This window comes from Streptomyces sp. NPDC001890, from assembly GCF_042891445.1.
Classification (GTDB): domain Bacteria; phylum Actinomycetota; class Actinomycetes; order Streptomycetales; family Streptomycetaceae; genus Streptomyces.
The window spans coordinates 122,356-144,361 of record NZ_JBIATE010000016.1 but is presented as its reverse complement, the minus strand read 5'-3'; the positions used below and the strand labels follow the sequence as shown (position 1 = coordinate 144,361).

Annotated in this window: 19 protein-coding genes and 1 pseudogene; 10 read left to right on the top strand and 10 right to left on the bottom strand. The window is 69.9% G+C overall.

Annotated elements, in window-relative coordinates; all coding sequences use genetic code 11:
• Positions 1-11: 11 nt before the first annotated feature.
• The 4 genes from ACFYY1_RS30240 to ACFYY1_RS30225 all read left to right on the top strand — a co-directional run bounded on the left by ACFYY1_RS30240 (position 12) and on the right by ACFYY1_RS30225 (position 6,212).
• Positions 12-2,669 carry a Helicase associated domain protein gene (locus ACFYY1_RS30240; protein ID WP_388591226.1) on the top strand — a complete coding sequence of 886 codons (2,658 nt, stop codon included), beginning with the start codon at positions 12-14 and terminating at the stop codon, positions 2,667-2,669.
• A 576-nt stretch (positions 2,670-3,245) separates the two neighbouring features.
• The gene (locus ACFYY1_RS30235; protein WP_388591307.1) at positions 3,246-3,776 is read left to right on the top strand and encodes a response regulator transcription factor; all 531 of its coding nucleotides are present in this window, start codon (positions 3,246-3,248) and stop codon (positions 3,774-3,776) included.
• A gap of 89 nt (positions 3,777-3,865) precedes the next feature.
• Complete coding sequence (locus tag ACFYY1_RS30230) at positions 3,866-4,762, top strand: endonuclease/exonuclease/phosphatase family protein (RefSeq protein WP_388591224.1); 897 nt, start codon at positions 3,866-3,868, stop codon at positions 4,760-4,762.
• A 412-nt stretch (positions 4,763-5,174) separates the two neighbouring features.
• Complete coding sequence (locus ACFYY1_RS30225; protein ID WP_388591223.1) at positions 5,175-6,212, top strand: transcriptional regulator; 1,038 nt, start codon at positions 5,175-5,177, stop codon at positions 6,210-6,212.
• A 48-nt stretch (positions 6,213-6,260) separates the two neighbouring features.
• Here the strand turns inward: ACFYY1_RS30225 and ACFYY1_RS30220 are convergent, their stop codons facing one another.
• The 10 genes from ACFYY1_RS30220 to ACFYY1_RS30175 form a co-directional block, all read right to left on the bottom strand.
• Positions 6,261-6,851: a nitroreductase family protein gene (locus ACFYY1_RS30220; protein WP_388591221.1), complete on the bottom strand. Its 591-nt coding sequence runs from the start codon at positions 6,849-6,851 to the stop codon at positions 6,261-6,263.
• Positions 6,848-8,128, bottom strand: a complete 1,281-nt coding sequence (locus ACFYY1_RS30215) for a cation:proton antiporter (RefSeq protein WP_388591220.1) — start codon at positions 8,126-8,128, stop codon at positions 6,848-6,850. Before ACFYY1_RS30215 ends, ACFYY1_RS30220 begins: the two co-directional genes overlap by 4 nt.
• 224 nt (positions 8,129-8,352) lie before the next feature.
• Entirely contained in the window at positions 8,353-9,456 is a 1,104-nt protein-coding gene (locus ACFYY1_RS30210) for a class I SAM-dependent methyltransferase (protein WP_388591218.1), read from the bottom strand.
• 183 nt (positions 9,457-9,639) lie between these two features.
• Positions 9,640-10,512 carry a dimethylarginine dimethylaminohydrolase family protein gene (locus ACFYY1_RS30205; RefSeq protein WP_388591216.1) on the bottom strand — a complete coding sequence of 291 codons (873 nt, stop codon included), beginning with the start codon at positions 10,510-10,512 and terminating at the stop codon, positions 9,640-9,642.
• A 124-nt stretch (positions 10,513-10,636) separates the two neighbouring features.
• Positions 10,637-11,077, bottom strand: a complete 441-nt coding sequence (locus tag ACFYY1_RS30200) for a GFA family protein (protein WP_388591214.1) — start codon at positions 11,075-11,077, stop codon at positions 10,637-10,639.
• Positions 11,077-11,940, bottom strand: coding sequence for a DUF3865 domain-containing protein (locus ACFYY1_RS30195; RefSeq protein WP_388591213.1), 864 nt, complete (start codon positions 11,938-11,940; stop codon positions 11,077-11,079). The genes ACFYY1_RS30200 and ACFYY1_RS30195 overlap by 1 nt, the downstream gene beginning before the upstream one ends.
• The gene (locus tag ACFYY1_RS30190) at positions 11,937-13,220 is read right to left on the bottom strand and encodes a hypothetical protein (protein WP_388591212.1); all 1,284 of its coding nucleotides are present in this window, start codon (positions 13,218-13,220) and stop codon (positions 11,937-11,939) included. The genes ACFYY1_RS30195 and ACFYY1_RS30190 overlap by 4 nt, the downstream gene beginning before the upstream one ends.
• 70 nt (positions 13,221-13,290) lie before the next feature.
• On the bottom strand, positions 13,291-14,424 hold the full coding sequence (locus tag ACFYY1_RS30185) for an inosamine-phosphate amidinotransferase 1 (protein ID WP_388591211.1): 1,134 nt from the start codon (positions 14,422-14,424) through the stop codon (positions 13,291-13,293).
• Positions 14,425-14,531: 107 nt separating this feature from the next.
• The gene (locus ACFYY1_RS30180) at positions 14,532-15,611 is read right to left on the bottom strand and encodes a fatty acid desaturase family protein (protein ID WP_388591210.1); all 1,080 of its coding nucleotides are present in this window, start codon (positions 15,609-15,611) and stop codon (positions 14,532-14,534) included.
• A gap of 117 nt (positions 15,612-15,728) precedes the next feature.
• Positions 15,729-15,863, bottom strand: coding sequence for a hypothetical protein (locus ACFYY1_RS30175; RefSeq protein ID WP_388591208.1), 135 nt, complete (start codon positions 15,861-15,863; stop codon positions 15,729-15,731).
• Between the two features lie 423 nt (positions 15,864-16,286).
• Here ACFYY1_RS30175 and ACFYY1_RS30170 point away from each other — a divergent pair, with 423 nt between their 5' ends.
• The 6 genes and pseudogenes from ACFYY1_RS30170 (at position 16,287) to ACFYY1_RS30145 (ending at position 21,368) form a co-directional block, all read left to right on the top strand.
• A complete protein-coding gene (locus ACFYY1_RS30170) occupies positions 16,287-17,180 on the top strand; it encodes an amino acid--tRNA ligase-related protein (protein WP_388591206.1) in 894 nt (297 codons plus the stop codon).
• 28 nt (positions 17,181-17,208) lie between these two features.
• Positions 17,209-18,051: a TauD/TfdA dioxygenase family protein gene (locus ACFYY1_RS30165; protein ID WP_388591204.1), complete on the top strand. Its 843-nt coding sequence runs from the start codon at positions 17,209-17,211 to the stop codon at positions 18,049-18,051.
• An 83-nt stretch (positions 18,052-18,134) separates the two neighbouring features.
• Positions 18,135-19,262, top strand: a complete 1,128-nt coding sequence (locus ACFYY1_RS30160) for a hypothetical protein (RefSeq protein WP_388591203.1) — start codon at positions 18,135-18,137, stop codon at positions 19,260-19,262.
• Positions 19,263-19,873: 611 nt separating this feature from the next.
• The gene (locus tag ACFYY1_RS30155) at positions 19,874-20,200 is read left to right on the top strand and encodes a hypothetical protein (RefSeq protein ID WP_388591312.1); all 327 of its coding nucleotides are present in this window, start codon (positions 19,874-19,876) and stop codon (positions 20,198-20,200) included.
• Positions 20,154-20,444: pseudogene (locus tag ACFYY1_RS30150) on the top strand (transposase); the annotation flags it as partial. The gene ACFYY1_RS30155 and the pseudogene ACFYY1_RS30150, both read left to right, overlap by 47 nt.
• Before the next feature lie 297 nt (positions 20,445-20,741).
• Entirely contained in the window at positions 20,742-21,368 is a 627-nt protein-coding gene (locus ACFYY1_RS30145) for a hypothetical protein (protein ID WP_388591201.1), read from the top strand.
• The last annotated feature ends 638 nt before the right edge of the window (positions 21,369-22,006 follow it).

The following is a 22,006-nucleotide window of genomic DNA, read 5'->3' as shown; positions in this document are numbered from 1 at the left end:
AGCTATACGTTATGAATAACCCGCTCGTCATTGGCACAGGTGAGGCCGACCCGCGGAGCAAAGAACCGTTGTGGGACCACCAGAGAGAGGCCGTAAAAAGGCTGACTGCGGAGTTTTCCTCGGCAGGTCGCGTCACCACTGTGATGCCGTGTGGCACAGGTAAGACGCGCGTCGGGGCCGAGGTTTCGCGGCTGGTGGCACCGTCCGACCCTGTTCTGATCGTGGTACCCACGCTCGACCTGGTCGCCCAGACGCTGTCGGCGTGGGCAAGAACGCTCGGAGACGAGGCGATTGGGCAGGTCATCGCGGTGTGCGGCGAGAAAGAGGTGCGGGACCGCGACGCGGCCGAGGACTTGACGGCCCTTCGTGTGGAGGTCACCTCCGATCCGGTCCGGCTCGCTGACCTGCTGCGCGCGAGTAGCGGTCGCAGCACCGTGGCCGTGACGTACCAGAGCCTGTCAAAGGTGGTCGATGCTCATCGGCTCGGCGGTGTGATGCCGTGGCGTTTGATCGTGGTCGATGAGGCGCACCGCTCGGCCGGGGCGGCGGGCCGACAGTGGTCGATGATCCACGACGACGGACTGGTGCCTGCGGCTTTTCGTCTGTACATGACGGCTACTCCGCGCCTGGTGGTTGCGCGTGAGGGTGACCTGTCCCAGGTCGTCAGCATGGATGACGGGAAGATTTTCGGACGTGTCGGGTACCGGCTCAGCTACGCGACGGCTCGGGCGCAGGGGCTCTTGGCTGACTACCAGGTCCTCGTCGCCGTCGTCACTGACGAGGAGGTGCACCGTCTGGTCAGTGACGGTGAAGGCGCCCCGTACCTGGAACTGGGATCCTCCGCGCTGTCCGCTCCCGTGCTGGCGCGTCAGATCGCGGTTCTGCAGTCTGCACGGGAGTACGGAATCCGTCGCATGCTCACCTATCACCATCGGGTGCGTGACGCACGCTGGTTCTCGCAGACGCTGCCCAAGGCTGATGCATTGCTCGGACTGGATGCGGCAGGCGCTTTGACGACCGGTTTCGTTCACGGTTCCCAATCGCGCAGGGACCGTCGCGCAGAACTCGCGAAGCTATCCGACCCTGGCCTTGATCGGGTGGTCATCTCCAACTCTCGGGTTCTTCAGGAAGGCTATAACGCACCCATGGTCGGCGGCGTTGCCTTCATCGACTGCCGAAAGTCAACGATCGACAACGTGCAGGCGGTCGGCCGGGCCCTGCGTCTGGGAGATGAGAAGGAAAAGACGGCCTACATTCTGGTGCCCGTGCTGATGGGGGCCGGCCAGGAGCCCGTCAGCGCTTTGGAGGACTCCGCGTACGCCCCTGTCTGGAATGTGGTGAGCGCGCTGGCGGCCCATGACGACGACCTCCGCGCTGACCTGGAGGCCCGGCGTCGCGAATTGGGCGCCAGCAGTTACCATCCCGACCGGAATACGCTCTCTCATGTGCCCGATTGGCTGCACATCAGCGGTATGCCGGTGCCGGACCGGTTCGCCGAGGCGATCACGACGCAGGCCGTCCGTTCGACCACCGACTCCTGGGAAGAGCATGTGGGCGCCGCTGCGGCCTACGCCGCCGAGCACGGCGACTTGCTGGTCCGGAATTATTTTGTCACCCAATCTGGGCTGGCCCTGGGGCAGTGGATTCACTGGGCTCGCAGGAAGTACAAACACAATATGCTGTCTCCCGCCCGGGTTTCCCAGCTCGAAGAGATCGGAATGGTCTGGGACGCCAAAGAGGCAGTTTTTATGCGCAACCTTGCCGCTGCGGCCGAGTACCGCGCGAGAAACGGACACCTGCGCGTCCCTTATGACTTCGCCACCTCCACCCCGGAAGGGTTCTCTCTCGGACAGTGGATCCATCAAGTCCGAGGCCGGAAGGAGAAACTTTCTTCCTGGCAGAGAAATGCGCTGGACGAGCTCGGCATGCTGTGGAACACACACGAAGAAGACTGGGCGCAAGGCATCGCCGCCGCCCGAGCCTATCGGCTTCAGAATGGGCACCTTCGCGTCCAGCGCAAGGAGCTTCAAGAAATGCCGGAACGCCCTGAGGGCTACCCCCTGGGATCATGGATATCCCATAAGCGCAAGGCGCACAAGGGCGGGAAGTTGACCAAAGAGAGAGTGGACGAACTCAACGCCCTGGGCATGATCTGGAATCCTGTCGATGACCAATGGCACCGTTATTTGGCAGCAGCACAAGCCTTCCACGAGCGACACGGCGTCCTTGCTATTAGCTTGAGTCACGTCGAAGAACTCGCTGACGGCGAAAAGCTTGCCCTAGGCCAGTGGCTGCAGCGCCAGCACCGAGCAATCAGAGCCGGAAAACTCGACACCGAACGAGCCGCGGCAATTAAAGGCCTGGGCAGGAAAGTGGACACAAATGAACAGGCATGGCTGCGGGCTATGACCTTCGCACGCCTATGGCATAAGAGATTCGGAAATCTTGACGTGCCTGCGTCCAGGACAATATCCAACTCTGACGGGGAGGAATTTAGAATCGGAGCATGGGTATCGAAAGCTCGATCCCGCCACAACCGTGGCCAACTGTCAGCCGAGCGCGTCAAGGATCTTGATGCCCTCGGAATGATCTGGGACGTCCAGGCGGTCCAGGAGTACAGACGTACAGGCCGGCACCCGGATTGGGTCCGTGAACACCGCACCCCGTGAGGAAGAAATTCGTCCGCCAGCACCGCTCCTGACTCGTCGGCGACGCGAGACCGTGGGATTCCGGGCCGCCGGAGCCAGCGTCCCTGCAATCGCTGCCGGACTCGGCCCGCGCACCGCGACCGTTCGCGGGTACGTGGCCCACCCGCGGGCCGCCGCCGGCGTTCAAACCGACCGTCTGCTCGTCTGCCAATCCATGGCGAGCGGGGCCGTTCCCCTGGACCGTTGATCGGCTACGCACAACCGGACGAACTCGTAAGACAACACAACCCGATCGCGAAACCCCCTCAAGCCGCTCCCCGCCCAGACGTCGCCGCCGGCAGTCGCTCATGCCGCCGCTCCCGCCCTCGCCTCGTGAGACCCGGAAAGCTGCCTGCCGGACGGCCCAACATCCGGGTCGCGCTGTGACAGCACGGCACCGAGCTGCACGATCCCCGCACTCCCTGGAGCGACCGGAAAGGACCATGCGTGACCACCAACTCCGTCCCAGACTCACGGATATCCGTGGCGGTCGAAGCAGGTGACCCGATCTCCCTGGTGGGCCTCACCGAACAAATCCGGTTCCACCCAGGGATCGTGATGCACGAGGGCGACCAGGAGGGCCCACCGCAGGTCACGGTCGTGGCCACAGACGAGATCGACGAACAGGCGCTGAGGACGCTGCGCCGGATCCAGCGGACCAGGTCTCGCACGGTCCTGGTCGTTACGGACATCGATGAGCAGAAGTTGGTAAGCGCCGCGGAGTGCGGTGTCACCGGCGTGGTCAAGCGTGCCGAGTCGACACCGGAGCACCTGCTGGAGGTCATAAGGACAGTGGCTCAGGACGGCGGATGTGTTCCGCCCGACCTGCTGGGGCAGCTCCTGACGGAAGTGGGCCGCCTCCAGAAGCAGGTGCTCGGCCCGCGCGGGCTGCACTTCACCGGTCTCTCGGCGCGCGAGGTGGATGTGCTGAGGCTGGTCGCGGAGGGGTACGACACCGCGGACATCGCCACGAAGCTGTCCTACTCCGAACGCACGATCAAGAACGTGCTGCACTCGGTGATGACCAGGCTGCAACTGCGCAACCGGACGCACGCGGTGGCGTACGCGATGCGTCAAGGACTCATCTGAAATGACGTGCTGCATGGCGCGGCCTCGGGCTCCTCCGTCGGCTTCGCACGCCAACCCGCTGACACTTCTACTCCTGAGAGAGACACACCGTGCTCATCAAGGCAGCAATCTGCAACTTCGAGAACAACGGCGCCGGGAACCGCTCGCTGTGGCAGGAGATGCACAAGAAACTCGCGTCGCTCGGCCTGCATCTACTCCTGCGGCAGGAGGTGTGGGACGCCCAGGACAATGGCGGCGAGCTCGCAGACGCCGCCGAAGCAGTCCTGGGCATGGCAGGTCTGATCGGCGAGAGGTCCTGCACCGCCGTCTACCACGACCCGGCCATCTTCACCCCGGCCGGCGAGTGGACGGACACCGGCCCAATGTGGGTGCTCCCGCCCACCGTGCAGCGCCTGCGGCTGAACGGAACGGCACCGGACGCGCCCCCGCTCATCGTCGGCTCGTACCACCTCAACTACGCCTCCTCCAGCAACCGCCTGTCCGAAGCCGAGTGGTTGACCACATGGAACGACCAGTGGACTCAGCTCGACGGCCGTCGCGTCAAGCTCCCCGCGCTGCTCGGCGGCGACAACAACAGCTACCCGGTACCCGGCGCGCCCGGGGACCCTGCCCTGCCGCTCCTGGAAGAGATCGCCGACAAACCCCACCGGGTGCACCGCTCCTACATCGGACCTGACGGCAGGCGTCGGATGGACGACCAGCCGGACCAGCTCCTTCACACCGCGGGCCTGCACGACGTCGCACGCCACCTCGCCACGACCAAGGGCGACACCACCGCGGTCTCACCCACGGTCGACACCAGCCCCACGCATGGGCCCGCATCGCGCATCGACAGGCTCTACGGCAGCGAGGAGCTCTTGCGCGCTGTCCATGACATCAATGTCTACGACATGACGGGCAAGTCCGACCACCACACAGTCGTGGTGAGCCTGCACCGGGACACACTCACGGAAATTCTCAACCACCCGCCCACACGGAAAGCGTGATCGGTGAAGCGGCAGGAGACCCGCGTCGGCACGGCCGCGACCCGGCCTGCGCCCCGATCTGTCCCCCGATCAGCAGGTCCGGGGCCGGCATGCATGGGCTGACGGCGACCCAGATCCCGAGGACAGCCGCGTGAGCGGGGCGGCCTCAGGGCGCGGCGCCTCGCAGCGGAACGGAGACCTTGAGCGGATTGTGCTGGACGAGCTCAAGTGGTCGATGTCGGGGTTCGCCAAGCGGATCCGCGAGCATTGCGCGGCCACTGGCCGCCCCCGGTCCGTAAGCAAGAGCACCGTGTCGCGATGGTGCGCCGGAGCGCAGCCGGGACCGGATCTGGCGGCCGCGGCGTGCTACGTCCTGACCCGGGCCTGCAAGCGCCAGGTGACCCCTGAAACCCTAGGGTGGTCGTCTGAGGACATGGATGTCGCTGAGCAGGCGCTCCAGTACGGCGACCTGAGACACGCGGTGCGGATGCTGGGGCGGCTGTGGCAGATGGACGCCGTACCCAGGAGTGCGGCGGTACGGAGGATTCCGTTCGCATCGACGCCTTCGGCGGTCGAGGCGCTGGTCATGCTGCCCGACACGGAGGTCACCGGGCGCGGGCAGCGGCGGGTGACCATGGCGGACATCGAGCTCCTGGACGCGCACACCGACCTGTACGGCAGGACGGACGCCCGGCACGGGGGCGGGCAGTTCCGATCTGTGTTCGCCGCCTTTCTCTCCGCCCACGCCGTTCCGCTGCTCGAAGGGGGTTTCAATGCCGGGCGTGGGCGGCTGTTGTACGGCAGCGTCGCCGACGCGGTGCTTGCGCTGGCGAGTATGGCCTACGACGACCAGCTGCCGGGCCTGGCTCAGCGCTATGACTTGCAGGCGATGCGGCTGGCGCAGGCGATCGGGGATCGTGGTCGGCTGGCGCGTGGCTGCATTCACCAGGCCCGGCTGGCGGCGGTGCGGGGTGAGGGCCGGGAGGTGCTGACCCATGCCCGCAGTGCGGTGGTCGCGGCGACGGGGGCGCCGGCGCTGGTGCGGGCCTACGTTGCGGTGACGGAGGCGAGGGCGTGGGCCTACAACGGTGACGGCGGCCAGTGCCGGGCGGCGGTGGAGCGGGCGCGTGCCGCGTTCGACCGGGCCGGGCGCGGGTCGGACCCGAGGTGGATGGCGTGGCTGGACCGCCCGGAGTTGGAGGGGCAGGCCGCGTGGGCGTTGGCGATGGCCGGGCTGGCCGAGGAGGGCGAGGAGGCTCTGAAGGTGGCGATGGGACTGCCGCCGGAGCGAACGCGCGACAGTGTGGAGTTGCTGATCACCGGTGCGGAGCTGGCGCGGCTGCGCGGTGACCGGGTCGGGTGGGAGGAGTCGCTGGCGAGGGCGAAGACGGCCACTCAGTACCTCAAGAGTCGGCGCCTGGCGCGGCGTCTGGCCGATGCCGTCGCGGGCGGCCCACTCCACGCTTTCTGACCGCAGTCGGGCCGGACCCGGCGCGAACCGGTTGGTGACGGAGCGGGTTCAGAGGGCGGTGTCGCCGAGCCAGCTGAGCTTGGAGCGGACGTCGGCAGGAGCACGGGGCCGGGGCTCCTCGCCAGGTACGGGGGTGCCGACGTGCAGGTATCCGAGCAGTTGCTCGCCATCGCCGACCCCAAGGTGCTTGCGGACTTGCGGAGCGTTTGGGTACGGGCCGCCGAACCAGACGCCGCCCCAGCCGCGGGCGTCGAGGAGCAGCAGCAGCGTGGTGGCCATCGCGGACGTCGCGGCCAGCTGTTCCCAGCGTGGAATGGTCGGATGGTCGCGGGGCTGGAAGACGAGGGCGAGCATCAGCGGCGCGCGCAGGTGCTTGGTGACGGTCCTTTCGGCCAGATCGGCGGTGGGCGCGGCCTCGGCGGCAGCTTCACCGAGCCGGGCGCGGGCCGTGCCACAGATCGCGATCACGCGCCAGGGACGCAGCTGCCCGTGGTCGGGCGCGGTGGCAGCGGCCGACAGGAGGTCGACCAGTTCGTCCCGGCTCGGGGCGGGCGCGGTGAGGCGGATGGTGCTTCGCCGAGCGCGGACCGCCGTCTCGACGTCGCCTGCGGCTGAGCGTGCGGCGGGAACGGTGGTCATCGGGTCGCCCCTGGGTCCTCGGGCAGCGCTGCTACTGGCTCGTCGGCGGTGGCCGGGGTGGTGAGTTCGGGGGCATTGGGGGTGAGGCGGTCGAGCAGGGGCGCGGTGGCGGCGGTGGTCACAACGGCCATAAGGACCATGATCGTGAACAGGTTCGTGGAGATGACTCCGAGTTGAAGGCCAATGCCGAGGACGACGATCTCGGTGATCCCGCGGCAGTTCATCAGGGTGCCCATCAGAGCCGACCATCGCCAGTCGCAGCCGGCGAGCCGGGCCGCCCCGGCGGCGCCAACCCACTTGCCCATCACGGCGACGGCCAGGACGAGTGCTGCCCAGCCCCACTGATCGGCCGGAAGTGCGGCGAGGTCGGTGCGCAGTCCGATGTCGACGAAGAAGAGCGGCAGCAGCACCGGGACGACCACGGCCTGAAGGCGGGTGGCGCTGCGGTAGACGGCGGGCACTGCACGCGGCATGGTCGCGCCGATCAGGAAAGCGCCGATCGCGGGGTGGACGCCGATCCGGTCGGTGGCCCACGCGGCCAGGAGCAGCCCGGTGACCAGCAGCACCGTCACCAGGTCGTCGGAGGTGCGGGCGGTGCGCTCCAGGGTCCGCTTTACGAGGGGGCGCGCCGCTGCGAGTGCGGCGGTGAGCGCGGCGGAAAGGGCGAGGGCGGTGAGTGCATCCAGCGGGGAACCGGCGGTGGCCAGGGCGGTGACGGCGATGAGCAGGCACCAGGCGAGGGCGTCGTCTGCGGCGGCGCACGCGAGCGCGAAGGTGCCCAGGCGGGTGGTGGCCAGGCCGCGGTCGGTAAGGATCCGTGCGAGGACGGGGAACGCCGTGATGGACAGTGCGGTGGCGACGAACAGGACGAACGGGAGGCGTTGCACTCCGGGCGGTGCGAGGGCCGGGTACATCGCGATCGCGAGGCCGGCGCCCAGGACGAGGGGCAGCAGGATGCTGCCGGCGGCGACGGAGGCCACGGCATGGCGGGTGTCGCGCAGAGAGCGCAGGTCGAGTTCGAGGCCGACGAGGAAGAGGAAGACCAGCAGAGCGAGGTTGCCGAGCACGGAGGTGAAAGGCAGGACGGCGGGCGGCAGCAGTGCGTGCTGGATGCCGGGGGCGAGCCAGCCGAGCAGGGAGGGGCCGAGGAGGATTCCGACGGTCATCTCGCCGATGACGGGCGGCTGGCCGATCCGGCGGGCGGCCCAGCCGCCGGCCTGGCAGGCCAGCACCACGGCAGGAACGGCGAGGAGGACGTGAGAGAGGGGACTGGACAATGGCAGTCTCCGGGCGAAGGTCGTGGTGGGTGAGGGGAAGGGCGAGAGGGCCGGCGCTCCGGTGAGGCGGAGCGCACCGGTGAGGGCTGTTGGCGTACGGGCAGCCGGTCGGTGAGGATCGAGGCAGGACCGGCCAGCCGGTCAGAAGCTGTGGCACCGGCTCCGATGGCCCAGCGGTTGTGTCGTGGAGCGGGGGTTGCTGGCCGCGTCTGCGCCGGGGCCTGTCAGGCTGTGGGGAACAGAGTCTGGTAGATCGGGTGCGCTCTGAAGGGGCCGCCGTGGTGCGGGGATGCCAGGGAGCCGTAGCACTCGCCCCCGTCGGCAGTCTGCAGCGTGGCGCCGAGGTGGTAGTCCGGATGGATGCCGTCGTCGCTGAGGGTCGCCGTGACGGTGAGTTCCAGGACGTCTCCGGGCGCGACCGGCACGGGTTCGTCGAAGAGCGGGAAGTAGATGGTGGCCCAGTTGGTCGTCATGCGGAGCGCGTCGAGCGGCTCTTCGTCCGGCAGGCACCAAAGGTTGAGCCAGGTGAGCACGCCGTCCACGTGGCCGGGCCGTGTGATGGCCAGGCGGGTGGTCGTGCGCTGCTCCGTTCGCAGATCGCCGTTGAACTCAAGCAACTCGACCGGCCGGCCGTCGGAGAGCAGGGCGTCGGCGTGCGGGTTCTCGACCCGGAGCCGTATGTCGAAGGGCCTGCCGTGCCAGTCGAAGATGCTCTGCAGGTACGGGAGGGCGCTCTCGGCGAACGCGATGGGCTGGCCGGGGAGCAGGTCCGAGAGGCGGACTGCTGCGGCCAGGGTTGCCGCGCGGTGCGGCACCACCAAGCCCCCGGGTTCCAGGTGGCGGTTGCGGGCGTCGGTCAGGACGGCTGCCGCGCCTTCGGCGCCCGCCAGGGAGCCGATGATCTCCGCAACGCAGACATCGGCCTTGGGCGCGAACTGGAGGGTGGTCGACTCGCCGTGCAGGAGCGTGATCCGGTCCGGCTGGTCGAGGGCCGCCAGGTTGCTGGCGGCCGTGTGGAAGGCGTCGTCGATGACCTCGACGGCCAGGGCGTTGCGGGCTCCGGCCTGCAGGCTCTCGCGTGCCCAGAGGAGGTCCTGTCCGGTTCCGATGTCCAGGACGCGTCGGCCCGGCGCCAGCTTGGCCAGCGCGGCGCGAAAGCGCCTGTTGCGCTCGTCGTCGGTGGTCATGGTTTTGTAGAGGAACTGGTCGTAGATGGGGTACTCCCCGATGGTCGGCCACAGGGCGGGGCGGGCCTCCCGCTCGGGCTCGGGGTCCACGTGCACGCGCACGGCGTGTCCGTGTGTCTTGATCTCCTGGAAGTCGCGCATGATCCGCCTTTCGCTGGGATGTCGGTCCGGTTCGGTTCGTCGCCCGCAGAACGGGGTCCCCCAGTTGCCGCCGGCCGGGCGGCGAAGTGGCCCCTCGGGTGCGCCGGGGCTCTGAGGCGTGGGTGATCGGCGTGGCGGCCCGGTGACGGCTGGCCGGGGTTCGGGTGGTTCGGCGTAGCAGCTTCAGGTGCGCAGCAGGGGCAGGGTGGTGCAGCGCAGGGAGCCGGGGATGCGGGTGACCTCGGAGTAGTCGACGCTCAGGACGTCGAGTCCGCGGGCGGTCAGGGCGGCGGCGATGCGGTCGCTGCCCGCGGCGACGACGACCGTGGTGGGTGCGATGGCCAGGACGTTGACCTGGACGGCGCGGGCCTCGGCGGCGGTGACGGGGACGAGGTCGTCGAAGTGGGCGTCGAACCAGCGGTTCTGGTCGGCGGTGAACACCTCGCGGTGGATGAGTACGGTGCCGGGCGCCACCACGGCGAGGTGGTCGTCAAGGTGGACGATCCCCTCGACCGCGAAGCGCACGGGGACGACTTCGCGGTCGATGCCGTGCTGGGCGAGGGCCTCCTGAAGCGCGTCGGCTCCGTCGGTGGTGGTCTCCTCGCTCAGGCCGACGAGGACCTGGGCCGTGTCGGGGAGCAGGACATCGCCGCCCTCGATCGTTCCGCGCGTGAGGTCGACGGGTTGCCCGCCGACGGCGGGGTCGGTGAGGGCGTCGGTCTCGGGAAGGCGGTGCGCGGAGTTCAGGCGGGCCCGGACGAGCACATGGTCGACGGCGAAGGCGATGTCGCGGGGGTAGTGCTGGGTGGAGCAGCCCGGTGCCGAGGGGAGCAGGACCACGTCGGCGCCGCGGTCGCGCAGCAGGCTGATCAGCTGGTCCTGCTGGGCGCGAACGGTAGCGGGGTCGTAGGGGGCCCAGTTGCTGGTGGCCTGCTGGCGGGCGAGGACCGGATGGACATCGGGGCCGTCCAGGGGGCGGGTGAAGTCGCCGGCGTGGCGCATGGCTACCCGTTTCAGGGATCCGTACTCGGTGGCGACATGGACGTCGGAGCGCACGGGTCCTCCTGGGCGTCGGTGCTGGGCGCGGTGGTGTGCGGGGTGGAGGCGGTCCCGGCACGGCCCGGTGCGGGCCTGCGGGGGCGGGCGCTGTCAGGCGCGGCCGCCGCCGCAGGGTCTGGGGTCAGCCGGCCACGGCGGGCTGGGTGTTGCACTGGGCGAGCCAGGGGGCGGCCTCGGCGACTCGGTTGAGGTTGGTGGGGGCCAGGGCCGAGTCGGTGCCGTAGTGGTCGAGGGCGGTGGCGAGGATGCCGATGATGGTGTCGTTCCCGTAGTCGCGGGCGGCGATGTGGCTGCCGCATCCGCCGCAGAAGCCACGGGCGGTCTGGCCGGGGTAGGTGTCGTACCAGGTCGGCTCGCCGCTCTCGCCGGTCCACTTCAGCCCGGCCATCGGGAACCCGGCCCACCACTGGAACGGTGCGCCGGCGCGTTTGGCGCAGTGCCCGCAGTTACAGACGTGCGGGTCGTCCACTGGGCCGGTGACGGTGAAGCGGGTCTTCCCGCACAGGCAGCCGCCGGAGCGGACCTCGGGTTCGGAGCCGGTGGCGGCGCCAGTCTCGGACATTAGTTCAATTCCCTTGCACGGTGAGCCAGTTGGGTCCACCAGTGTGTCATCGCGTTGAAGATCTGTAGGAAGCCCTCCAGGGCCTGCGGCAGGTCGAGGTGGAAGAGGTCACTCTGACGGATGAACCGGGCCAGGCCCTCGATGTGGGACTCTTCCACGCTCATGCCGCCGATCTGGGCGGCCTCGTGGCTCTCGTCGAGGTGGAGCCGGTAGTAGTAGTCGAGGTTCTTCAGCGCTGCGCCGCTGGCCCCGGTGGTCAGCTCGCCGTACTGGTTGGTGATGTCCCGCAGGATCTCGGTCTCGGCGACGGCGACGCCCTCGGTGGCGTAGTAGCCGCCGGCGATGAGGCCGGTCATGTGGGAGTTCACGAGAACCTGGTGCTGGAGGACCAGCTTGGCGGTCTCGTCGGCGGGGACGTGGCCGTTGACGAGCAGGCCGAGGTCGGCGAGCAGTGCGCGGGTGTAGAGGAGGTAGTGGGCGGGGACCTTGCCGGGCTCGCCGCCCTCCTCCAGGAAGTTGCGGTCGAACTCGTGCCCGAGGGCGGGGCAGGAGCCGTAGACCTGCTGGGCGGCCAGTCGCAGGAACTGGGCGTTGTGCCGGGCGAAGACGGCGAGCTCCGCGATGTACATGCGGGCCTGGGCCACGGTGAGGGTGCCGGGGTCGACCAAGGCTCGGATCTGCCGGTAGATCGTGTCGATCATGGGCTTGAGGTGCTTGTCGACGAGGTCGTCGCCGCTGTTTCGGTTGCCCTGGATGGTGGCGTGGATGTAGCTGCGGGTCTCCGGATTCGCCCGCAGGTACGCCTCGACGAGGCTGGTTCCGCGCAGGGTGTCGAGCGCGGGCGCGGGTGTAGTGGTGGTCACTCGGTCTCCTCGGGCGTGGTGGTGACGGTCAGGCCGCCGGTGGCGCCGAGCGTGCGGATCGCGGCGATCACCTGCGGGTCGTCGGGGAGGGTGGCCGGGCCGGTGCTGAGGCGCTCGACCAGGTCGGGGGTGAGGACGGCGGGGTCGGCCGCCGTCTCGCAGCTGCGGAGGAACGCCTGCTCGCCGGTGACCATCAGCCGGTATGGGGCGCGGACCGCGACGCTCGTGCCGGGCACAAGGGAGACGGCGGCGAACGCGGCGGCGGCCTCGTCGCGGGCAAGGTCGTTCTCGGTCTGCTGCCAGCCGCCGTTGCTGAGGACGGTGTACCAACGCTGGTGGGCGTGCTGCTCGGCGGCGGCCGGCGCCTGCTGGGCGGCGGCGGTGAACGCGGCGGCGGTCACCGTGCTCAGGCGGCGGGCGAGCTCGTCGGGGCCGGCGGTCAGGGGCTGCATCGGGGACGGCCTGCCTGCATCGGTGTCGGGCTCGCTGACCAGCAGGGCGCCGAGCAGGTCCGGTGCAATCCAGGCCCGGGCAACCGCGGCGTCGGGGAAGGTGTAGAGGGGGATGGCGACGGAGACGGAGAACTCGCTCTGCCGGCCGACGTGGAAGACACGCTCGGGCAGGAACAGCGCGTCGCCGTGCTCCAGGGCGAAGTGCTCGCCGTGCTCCAGGAGCCACGTGTAGTCGCCGAGCAGCGGTTCGCTGCCGCCGGTGAGCTTGCGGTACTCCTCGGCCGGCCAGCAGTAGAAGTCCTTGGTGCCGGGCCCGTAGTGGGTGAGGAAGGCATTCTCGTAGCCCTCGTGGACGCCGAACGCGGTTCCGCTGTAGTTGCCGACGAAGGCGACCAGCTCGGCGCCGCCGGCCGGGAAGCCCCAGCCGTCGATCAGCGCGCCGACGAATTCACCCAGGCCTGCGGCCAGCGGGGGGCTGACGCTCTCCAGGGTGTTGAGGACCAGGCTGAACCGCTCGGCGCCGACCTGCTCCTGCATCCACGCGGGGAAGCCGCCCTCCGGCCAGCCGTTGGCGGACAGCACCGTGTCGACCAGGTCCGGGCGTTCCTCCTCGCCCACGTACACCCGGGCGTTCGCGGTGATCTCCTGCCCGGCGGCGTGGGCGCGGCGGATCGCGGCGAAGCCGTCCAGGACGGCGGCCGCGTTCGCCGCCGAGGCGGGGACCACGTCCTTGAACAGATACGGGCGGGTCATGCCGTGGGTCTTCTCGGGCAGGGTGTCGGTCCAGAATTCGCGGGGCGGGGGCCACGCTCCGGTGCTGCTGCTCATGGCTGGGGTACTCCTTCGGGTTCGGGCCGCGCGGGCGCGGCCGAATGGACGTGTGCGGGCGCGGGCCGGGTCAGGCGGCGAGGTAGTCCTCGGGGCCGCCGTCGCGGACGGTGTCGAGGGTGAAGCAGTGGTGGCCGCCGCCGAACAGGCGCCGGTGCCGGTGCCGGACCGGGACGACGGTGAAGCCGTGCTGTTCCAGCAGCGCGATCAGCTCCGGGTAGAGGGAGTTGACGACCACCGTGTTCTCGTCGATCGACAGGACGTTGATGTCGATGTACCGGGACGCGGTGGGGATCACGAAACCGAACTCGTCGTAGTTCTGCTCGGTCACGGTGCTCGGCGGCGGGTAGATCGCCTTCCAGCCGCGCATGGGCTCCGGCAGGAACTGCAGGTAGTGCGGGGAGCGCAGCAGCATCAGGCCCGGGCGCAGGGGGACGACGATGGAGTCGACGTGGTTGTCGGCGATCCCTGGTAGCCGGTGCAGGCGCAGGTCGGGGAAGTTACGGTCGAGCCACCGGTAGGCGAGTTCGTGGTTGTGGTTGGCGACGTTGACCAGTACGTCGCGGCCCAGGCGGACGCACTGCGCGCCGTCGAAGACCATTTCCAGGCCCAGGCCGTCGATCGGCAGAGCGGTTTCCTCGGCGGTCGCCGCGGTGACGTCGATTCCCTGCTGGTCGAAGTAGGCGGTGTCGAGGGAGCCGGCGGCGAGCGCAGGGCGCGGCATGGACAGCCAGTTCGAGCCCTGCTCGAAGTAGCGGTTGAAGTGGGGCTTGAGGTGGTCGTTCTCGAAGATCCGGCCGCGGATGTGCGGAGCGGTCTCCACGATCGTCTCCCCGAGGATGACCGCGTTGTCGCGGACGTTCAGCGGCGGCGTCGCGCCGCTGCTCCACCAGGGGGAGGACACCTGGACGTCCTTGCCCGGGGCGCAGGGGCGCAGCACGCGCACCCCGCAGCCGGTGAGGGTGTCGGCGAAGCCGGTGACGTCCTCGTTGAGCTCGTCGACGATCTGCTGCGGGATCGACAACTGCCGCTGTCCGTCGGCCAGGTGGGGGGCGACGTTCTCGAAGTAGAACAGCCGCCAGGTCGGATCGGCGTCGTGTGCGCTGTAGTGGTCGGCTCGGCCGACGACGACCTCGCGCAGCCGGGTGAAGTCGTCGAAGCTGTGCACCCCCGCAGGGGGCGGGGCGAGCTGAGGCTGGGTCATGGGTGGCCGCCTCCTCGGCGGCGGGTGCCGGCACGGCCCGGGTGGACAGGGGCGCCGCCCGGACGGCACTGCGGCGGGCCGGTCGTGGACAGGAAGAAGGGGATCGGTCAGACAGCCGTACGCTCGGCAGCCAGGGCCTGCTGGGGCGCGGGCTGGGAGGTGAGGCGGGTGATGATGTCCTCGATCACGCACGGCACCTCTGGGGTGGAGCGGCGGCGGAAGAAGTAGCCGGAGCACCACGGCACCTCACCGAAGCGCTCCAGGTGCTCGGAGAGGAGGGCGGTGGCCTTGGGCAGGCGCCGCCAGGGGATTTTGGGGCACCAGTGGTGCACCGGGTGGTACATGTCGTCGAGGTGGCCGCCGAGCAGGTGCCGGGTGAGCCAGTGCGAGGACCAGCCGCGGGTCTGCAGCAGCACGTCGTCGCGGTTCTGGATCAGGCCGGCATGGTTGCCGAGGTCGGTGATCCAGGTGACCACCGGCCGGACGAACACCAGCGGGACCAGCCAGTACAGCAGCAGGTCGCCGAGGATTCCGAAGGACCAGCACACGGCGGCGACGCCCGCCCACAGCACCGCGCGCGCGGCCAGTGCCCACCTGCTCTCCCGCGGGCCGCGGGTCAGCAGCACCCGCAGCGCCGACGTCGGCAGCCGCCACAACGCGGCCTTGACGATCACCCGCAGCACGAAGGCGGTCCGGCTCGTCGGCGCCCGGACGGTGTGAAGGCGCCCGGCCCGGTACGACTGGAACATCGGATCGGCTCCGCTGCCCAGCTGCGCGTGGTGCACCCCGTGGGTGACCCGGTAGGGCCGCAGCCCCTCACCGAGCATCCCGGTCAGCAGGTACCCCACCAGGCGGTTGCCGCGCGCGGTGACCAGCAGTTTCGCATGGACGCACTCGTGGGCCAGGTTCGAAAGGTGCCGCTGGCGCACCCCGATGTACAGCACCGCGAGCAGCGGCCCGACGAGGTACCCGACCAGGGAGCCGACAAGCGCCGCCGCGACGATCGCGCCGACGTCGTACGCCACGTCCCGCAGGCCAACGCTCGGAGCGCCGCACAGGCCCTCCAGCTCGCCGATCAATTTCGGCCCCAGCGCCTTGCGGACCGGACCGGACGCACCGGTCGAGTGCCGGGTGCGCCTCGGCGTCTTCTCGCGCCGGCGTACCGAGCACCGGCTGGGCCTGCCCATCTGCTCTCCTTGGGACATCACTGCACTGGAACTGGACATTGGCCTTCCGAACTGCTGCTGGTGGGGCGGGGCGCCCCGCCCCACCAGCAGCACGTCAGGCGATCAGAACGATCGGGGTCAGGCGGCGGCGCCGGGGCGCATGCCGAGCTTCACGCCCGGGCGCTGGCCGAGCTTCACGACGGCGGCGCCGGGCCGCATGCCGAGCTTGACGCCCGCGGAGGGCCGCATACCGAGCTTCAGGTTGTGGTCCATTTGCTCTCCTCTCGGGCCGCGGGCATGCCGCGGCCACGCGTGGTGAATCGGATGGTCGAGCCAGAGATGAGCGCGGCTCGAAGAAGCCGGCCGGGCGCTGGTGAAACCACCGCGCCGAGTGGCCGTGCCATCACGCTAGGGCCGCACCAGGGGCACCGGCAACGGGTTGTGGCGTTGCGCCTGGTGCGCCGGGGCGTTGCGTACGCGTTGCGCCCACCTTGCCGCTGACCTGGGCAAACGCATCTGCAAGCCGTGCAAATCACGGCCTTCTGCCGTGCATCGGACCGCTCGGCCGGTGCGCGCGGTCTTCTGCGCGTCGGCGGGGTGCGGCTACCTTGAGGCGCTCCGAGAGGGCCGCACCGCCCAGGCCGCGCCCGGATCCACAACTCCCGTTTCCCATAGCTGTGTTGAGAGGAAGTACGCATGTCCGCACCGTCCGGTCCCATCCGCGCCAAGGCCGACGTCCTGCACGGCCTGCGGGCCGTGTTGCACGAGGAGGGCTTCATCGAGGTCGTCACCCCCGTCGCGCGCCGCGCCGACCTCGGGCCCGGCCGCCGCGTGCCCGCCGGCCTCCACGAAGGCCGGTACCTGCGCGCGATGATCGGCCCGGCGCTGCGCGTCAACGTGAGCACCGACCTTGCGCGGGTGTACGAGATCGGCCCATGCTTCCGGCCCGAGTCCCCCGACGCCCTGCACGCCGCCGAGTTCACGATGCTCGACCTCTACGCCGCACACCTCGGCTTCGAGAACCTGATCGACCTCGCCTGGCGCCTGGTCGGCCCTCACCTTCCCTCCTACACCCCCGAGCGGCTCTCGATCGCCGACCACGTCCGCGACGAGTTCGGCATCGACCTGCACACCGAGCCCATCGGTGACCTCCACCCGCGCATGGCCGCCCGGATCGGCGTGGACGCGGATGCCCCGTTCCGCGATGTCCTCGGCCGCTACATCGCCCTCGAACTTGAGGCCGGCACCGCGGGCCGCGCGGTGTTCCTGACCGACTACCCGACCGGCGGCGACGAGCCGTGCGCCCGCCTGGCCCCCGGCGCCACCGCCGTCCTGGAGCGGTTCGAGCTGATCGTCGACGGCATCGAGCTCGTCCACGGCTATACCGACGAGACGGACCGGACAGCCTTCACCGAACGCGCCAAGGCCGTCGATCTCTACGACGACGAACAGCAGCTCGCTCAGGAAGCCGTCGCGGCCGGAGCCGTACCCGCGGACACCGCCGGCCTCGGCATCGGCATCGAGCGGCTGTGCGCCGCCTCCGCCGGACTGCGCGACATCACCCCGTTCCTCCAGTCCCCCCAGTTCTGACACCCCGCCCCCAGGCTCCGGAGGCACGATGGACCTTGCGACCACCCCGCTGCCCGGCGGATTCGGCGCCCGCGTCGAGACCGACCTCGCCCGCACGACCGGAGCGGCCGCAGCGCGCGCTCTCACCAACGCCCTGCACCGCCACCGCGTGCTGGTCCTGCCCGACCAGCACCTCAACCACGCCGACCTGCTCGCCGCCGCCTCCCTGTTCGGCACCGTCGACACCGCCACCGACCGCCGCTACACCGTCCCCGGCTTCCCCGGCCTCACCGTCATCTCCAACATCCACCAGGACGGCACGCCGATCGGCATCTACGACGGCGACCACGAGGAGGAGTGGCACGCCGACAACAGCTTCAAGCCCGAGCTCACCGCCGCCACCCTGCTGTACTCGGTCGTCACCCCCGCCGAGGGCGGCGAGACACGCTTCGCCGACACCACCCGCGCCTACGCCGACCTTCCCCCGGCGATGCGGCAGCGCGCCGCGGGGATGCGCGCGGTGCACTCCATCGAGCAGCTCGGTGTCCTGCAGAGCCAGGCCGGCGGCGGCCAGTCGTCGATCGCGGTCGGGAGCCTGGCCGGCCACCCGGAGGTCGAGCATCCACTCGTCCTGACCCACCCAGTCACCCGCGCCCGCTCGCTGCTGCTCGGTTCCATGGTGATCAGAGGCATCACCGGGCTTGCCGAGAGGGAGAGCCGGGCCCTGCTCGACGAGCTGCTGGACCACACAACCAGTCCGCCGTACCTCTACAGCCACCGATGGAAGCAGGGCGACCTGGTCGTCTGGGACAACCTCGCCACCCTCCACACCGCCTCCCCGTGCAACAGCTCCCGCCATCGCCGGCTGCTGTACCGCGCCGCTGTCCGATAGCCGAAAACCTCATGTTCACTCCGCCGGTTGGCCCGCGGCGAGAACACGAGGGATGCCCCCGTAGCCGGCCCTAGGGTTTGCCCATGACCGTGAAGGTTCCCCTGAAAGAGACCGCACTCAACGCCGAGCGCATCGCCCGCATCGGCCGCGAAGTCCAGGCGGTCTGCCCCGAGTTCGATGCCAACAGCTTTGTGACGTCGGTGATGGCCGACCTTCCCCGGCTGGAACTGAGCGCCCGGATCGCCCGGACCAGCGAGGGGCTGCACGCCCACCTTCCGGTCACCGGCCCCGATGCACTCGGCATCCTGCTGCGCTCGCTCCCGCCGACGCCCGAGGCGGCCGGGGTGACCAACGACTTCGGCCTGCACCTCTACTCCCCCCACTCCGACTATGTCTCCCGCTACCTACGTACCGCCGAGTACCTGGACCAGGCTCTCGCCGCGCTGGCCCGCATGACCGGGTACTTCTCCGCCGAGCTCCCGGTCCGGCACTTTCTCGCCGCCTTTCCCGACGAGACGATGAAGGCCGTCGAGGCGTGGGCCCGCGGCGAGGACTTCCGGGTACGTCGGCTGGCGAGTGAGGCCACCCGGCCCCTGCTGCCCTGGGCTCCACGGATCGCACTGCCCGTCGACGCAGGCCTGCCCGTCCTCGATCAGCTCTACAACGACGTCCACCTCTACGTCCGCACCTCAGTCGCCAACCACCTGGGCGACATCGCCGCCAGCCGGCCCGACCTCGCTCTGGCCACCCTTCAGCGGTGGAGGCAGTCGGGCCGGCTCGCAGACGACCACTTCGCCTTCATCGCCCGGAACGCCCTGCGCAAGCGGCTCAAGGAGGGCTGGCCGCCCGCCTACGCCATCCTCGGCTACGCCCACGACGCGCCCATCGCGCTCTCCCCGCTCACTCTGGAGCGCACCGAACTCCACGAGGGCGACACCCTGAACTTCTCTGCCGCTCTCACCGCCACCGCCACCACGCCGGTCCACGCGATGATCGTGATCGCCACCGCGGGGCAGAACGGCCGACCACGGGAGAAGGTCTCCTTCCTACGCCGCGCCACAGCCAAGCCCGGCGAGGACCTATCACTCGCCAAAGCTCACCCGCTGCGCTCGACCGCACAGTGGAAGGTCTCGCCAGGTTCCTACTCCCTCGCCCTCCAGGTCAACGGCCGCCGCTTCCCGTCCGTCGCCTTCACCGTCCTCAACACCTGACACCCTCTCGCACAGCCTGATCCGAACACCCGCCGCACGGCCGTCGGCGTCCTCCGCCGCGGCCCAGTCCCTCAGTGCAGGAGGACGGGGCTGCGGCTCAACCCGACCGTCGTCCACGGTGCTACCTCCGCGGCCTGGGACGCGCCGAATCCAGACGGCCAACTCCTGCAGGTCAACCTCGCGGAGAACCAAGTCATCTTCCAGCTGAGCTTGGGCATGGTCAGTCACCAGGCACCGCACCCCGCTCCTGCCCAAGGTCTACGAAAGGACCGCGCAAGCCCCTGACCAGGTGCCGCACGACGTCAACCACTCGAACGTGTCAGTTCAAAAGTGACCAAGCAGGCGGCTCTTGCCCCAGACGCAGATCCGCATTCACGTTCGAGAGATTCGCCCGCCCGGGGCCGTAACGGCCCCGGATCCGGCGCGTTCTTAGAGCACCAGTACCAACCGGCCGCACAGACGGAGGACACCGTGAACACTGAGCCCACTCCCACCCATCGCCGCGAACTCGAACAGCGGCGGCGGTCCCCGCTCGCCTTCCAGCCCTGCGGGAAGCAGCAGCCCGACGTCTACGCGCGGCGCTCAGCACGACTGGATACGAGGCGGGGGGCATGAGCACCGGTGGTGACGCAGACGGCATCCGCCAGGGTGCGGTGCCCGCCCCGCGCAGTGCGGAGCTTCCGCTGCCGCCCGCCGCCGTCCCGGCCGGGCCGCACGACGGTGACATCGCCGACGGCCTGGCGGAGGCGTACTGGTCCGTGTACGACGGCGCCGCGTCCAAGGCCACGGTGGGACAGATCCTCGCGCGGCTGCCACGGATCGTGCGCCAGATCGGCCAGCTGGCCTGGAACGCGGACCGGGCCGCGACCATCGCGGTCGCAGTCCTGCAGCCTCGTCTGGGACCGCCTGAACACCCACGTCTCCCACGCCATGCGTGAGCTGATCGCCGAGCGTGCATGGCTGACGGTGTTCCTGCTGCCCGCCTACTCGCCCGACCTCAACCCCGTCGAGTGGGTCTGGGCACACGTCAAGCGCAGCCTGGCCAACCTCGCCGTGGTCGCCCTCGACCGCCTCGAGGCCCTCGTCCGCAACCGACTCAAACGACTTCAGTACCGGCCCGACACCCTCGACGGCTTCATAGCCGGCACCGGCCTGACTCTCGACACCCCAACGTCACCCTGACGAGCCGAAGTCAGTATCGCGTCGTTCCTGCTGCGCAGGACGGCCCGGGGCATCAAGCTCGGCTGGACGGCGGCGACGAACCTTGACGCCCCGCCGGCGAAGGCCGCCCCGGCCGTTCGGGAACAGGACGGCGCACCCGGCGACGACGGTTCCGCGAGCAAGTCGGCAGCGAGCAGCGCCAAGGCGTCCGGGAAGGCGTCCCGGGTCGCCGCCGATGACGCGATCGAGCGGGTCGGTCTGGGCTGCCTGATCTTCCTGTTCGCCGGGGTCGTCATCGCCGGTCTCATCTGGCTGTTCATGTGGCTCGTCTGGCCGCACATCGCCCCGTACGCGCCGGTCGGCGCCGCTGTCCTCGCAGTGGCATGGGCGATCGCCGCATGGATGATCGCTCCCCCGCTGCAGGAGACTACCACCCAAAACGATCATGAAAAGTCTGCGGGGGAGCAGGCCGAGGAATCCGAACAGGACCGCGTCTCCCGCGAGTTCGTGCGGTTCATCGTGGCCGCCGTCCGGGACGCCGCGCCAGAGCACATGGGTGTTCACATCACCGAGCTCCTCGAACGGCTTCAGCGTGAGGCCCGGGGCTTCGACGGCTGGAAGCCGATTCAACTGCGGGAGCGTTGCACCGCCACGGGGATCCCCGTCAGCCGGAACGTCCGGGCCAAGGGAAAGGGGCCCACCTGGGGGGTCCGCGCGGACAAGCTGCGGGAGGTGTTCGGCACCTCGTTGGACGAGGCCCTGGAGGCCTTCGCCCGACCTGCCTCCGGGGGGCCCTCCGAGGGCCCCCCGGCCACCCCCGTCCAGGCCCCGGGCGCGGGCCCCGTCACCCCCCTCACCGCACCCCCCGTGGCGGCCGCGCACAGCACCCCCCTCCAGCCCGACCTCCAGACCGCTCCCAACCCCTCCCCTGACGCAATCACATGATCTGGCCCTGTGAAGGCGTAGATGCCATCTACACCCCCATCTACCAGGGCATCTACCGCTCATCTCACCCCTGTCTACGGGCCGTCGACACCCCCGTCTACGGCCCGTTGACACCACTTCGCCGCCGCGGACCCGTCCCAACGGCGCCGTGGCCAGCGGCGAGAAAGAGCCCCTGCCCGTGCGTGGGCACGGCCCTTGCCCTCTACGATCCGGATGACCAGCGATCGGATCAGGAGGCGTCCGTGGCGTTCACGTACTGCTGCAAGCGCTGCGGCACGGTGTCCCGGCCCTACTTCTTCCGCGCCGGCGCGGAAGGGCACGGTGTCCGGCACCGTAGTCGCCGTCACGACGGCGACTACCCGGTGGGTGAGCACATCCAGCGCATCGGGGGGGGATCAACCTGTTCGCCCGGGCGGCCGATTGGAGGCCCTCCGGAGGCGACGTCGTCGTGGCGGCGGTCGCCACTCTGCTCGTCCTGTGGAGTATCTGGCAGGCGTTCACGAACTGACCCCCGGGCGGGGGGGCCCCCCGGCGGGGGGGGCCCCCCCCCGGGGGGGGGGGGGGGCTCCTGGCCCATAAACCACACGGCGCGCCCAGTGGGGCCCCCCCCCCCCACCCCCGCGCCCCCCCCGGGCCGC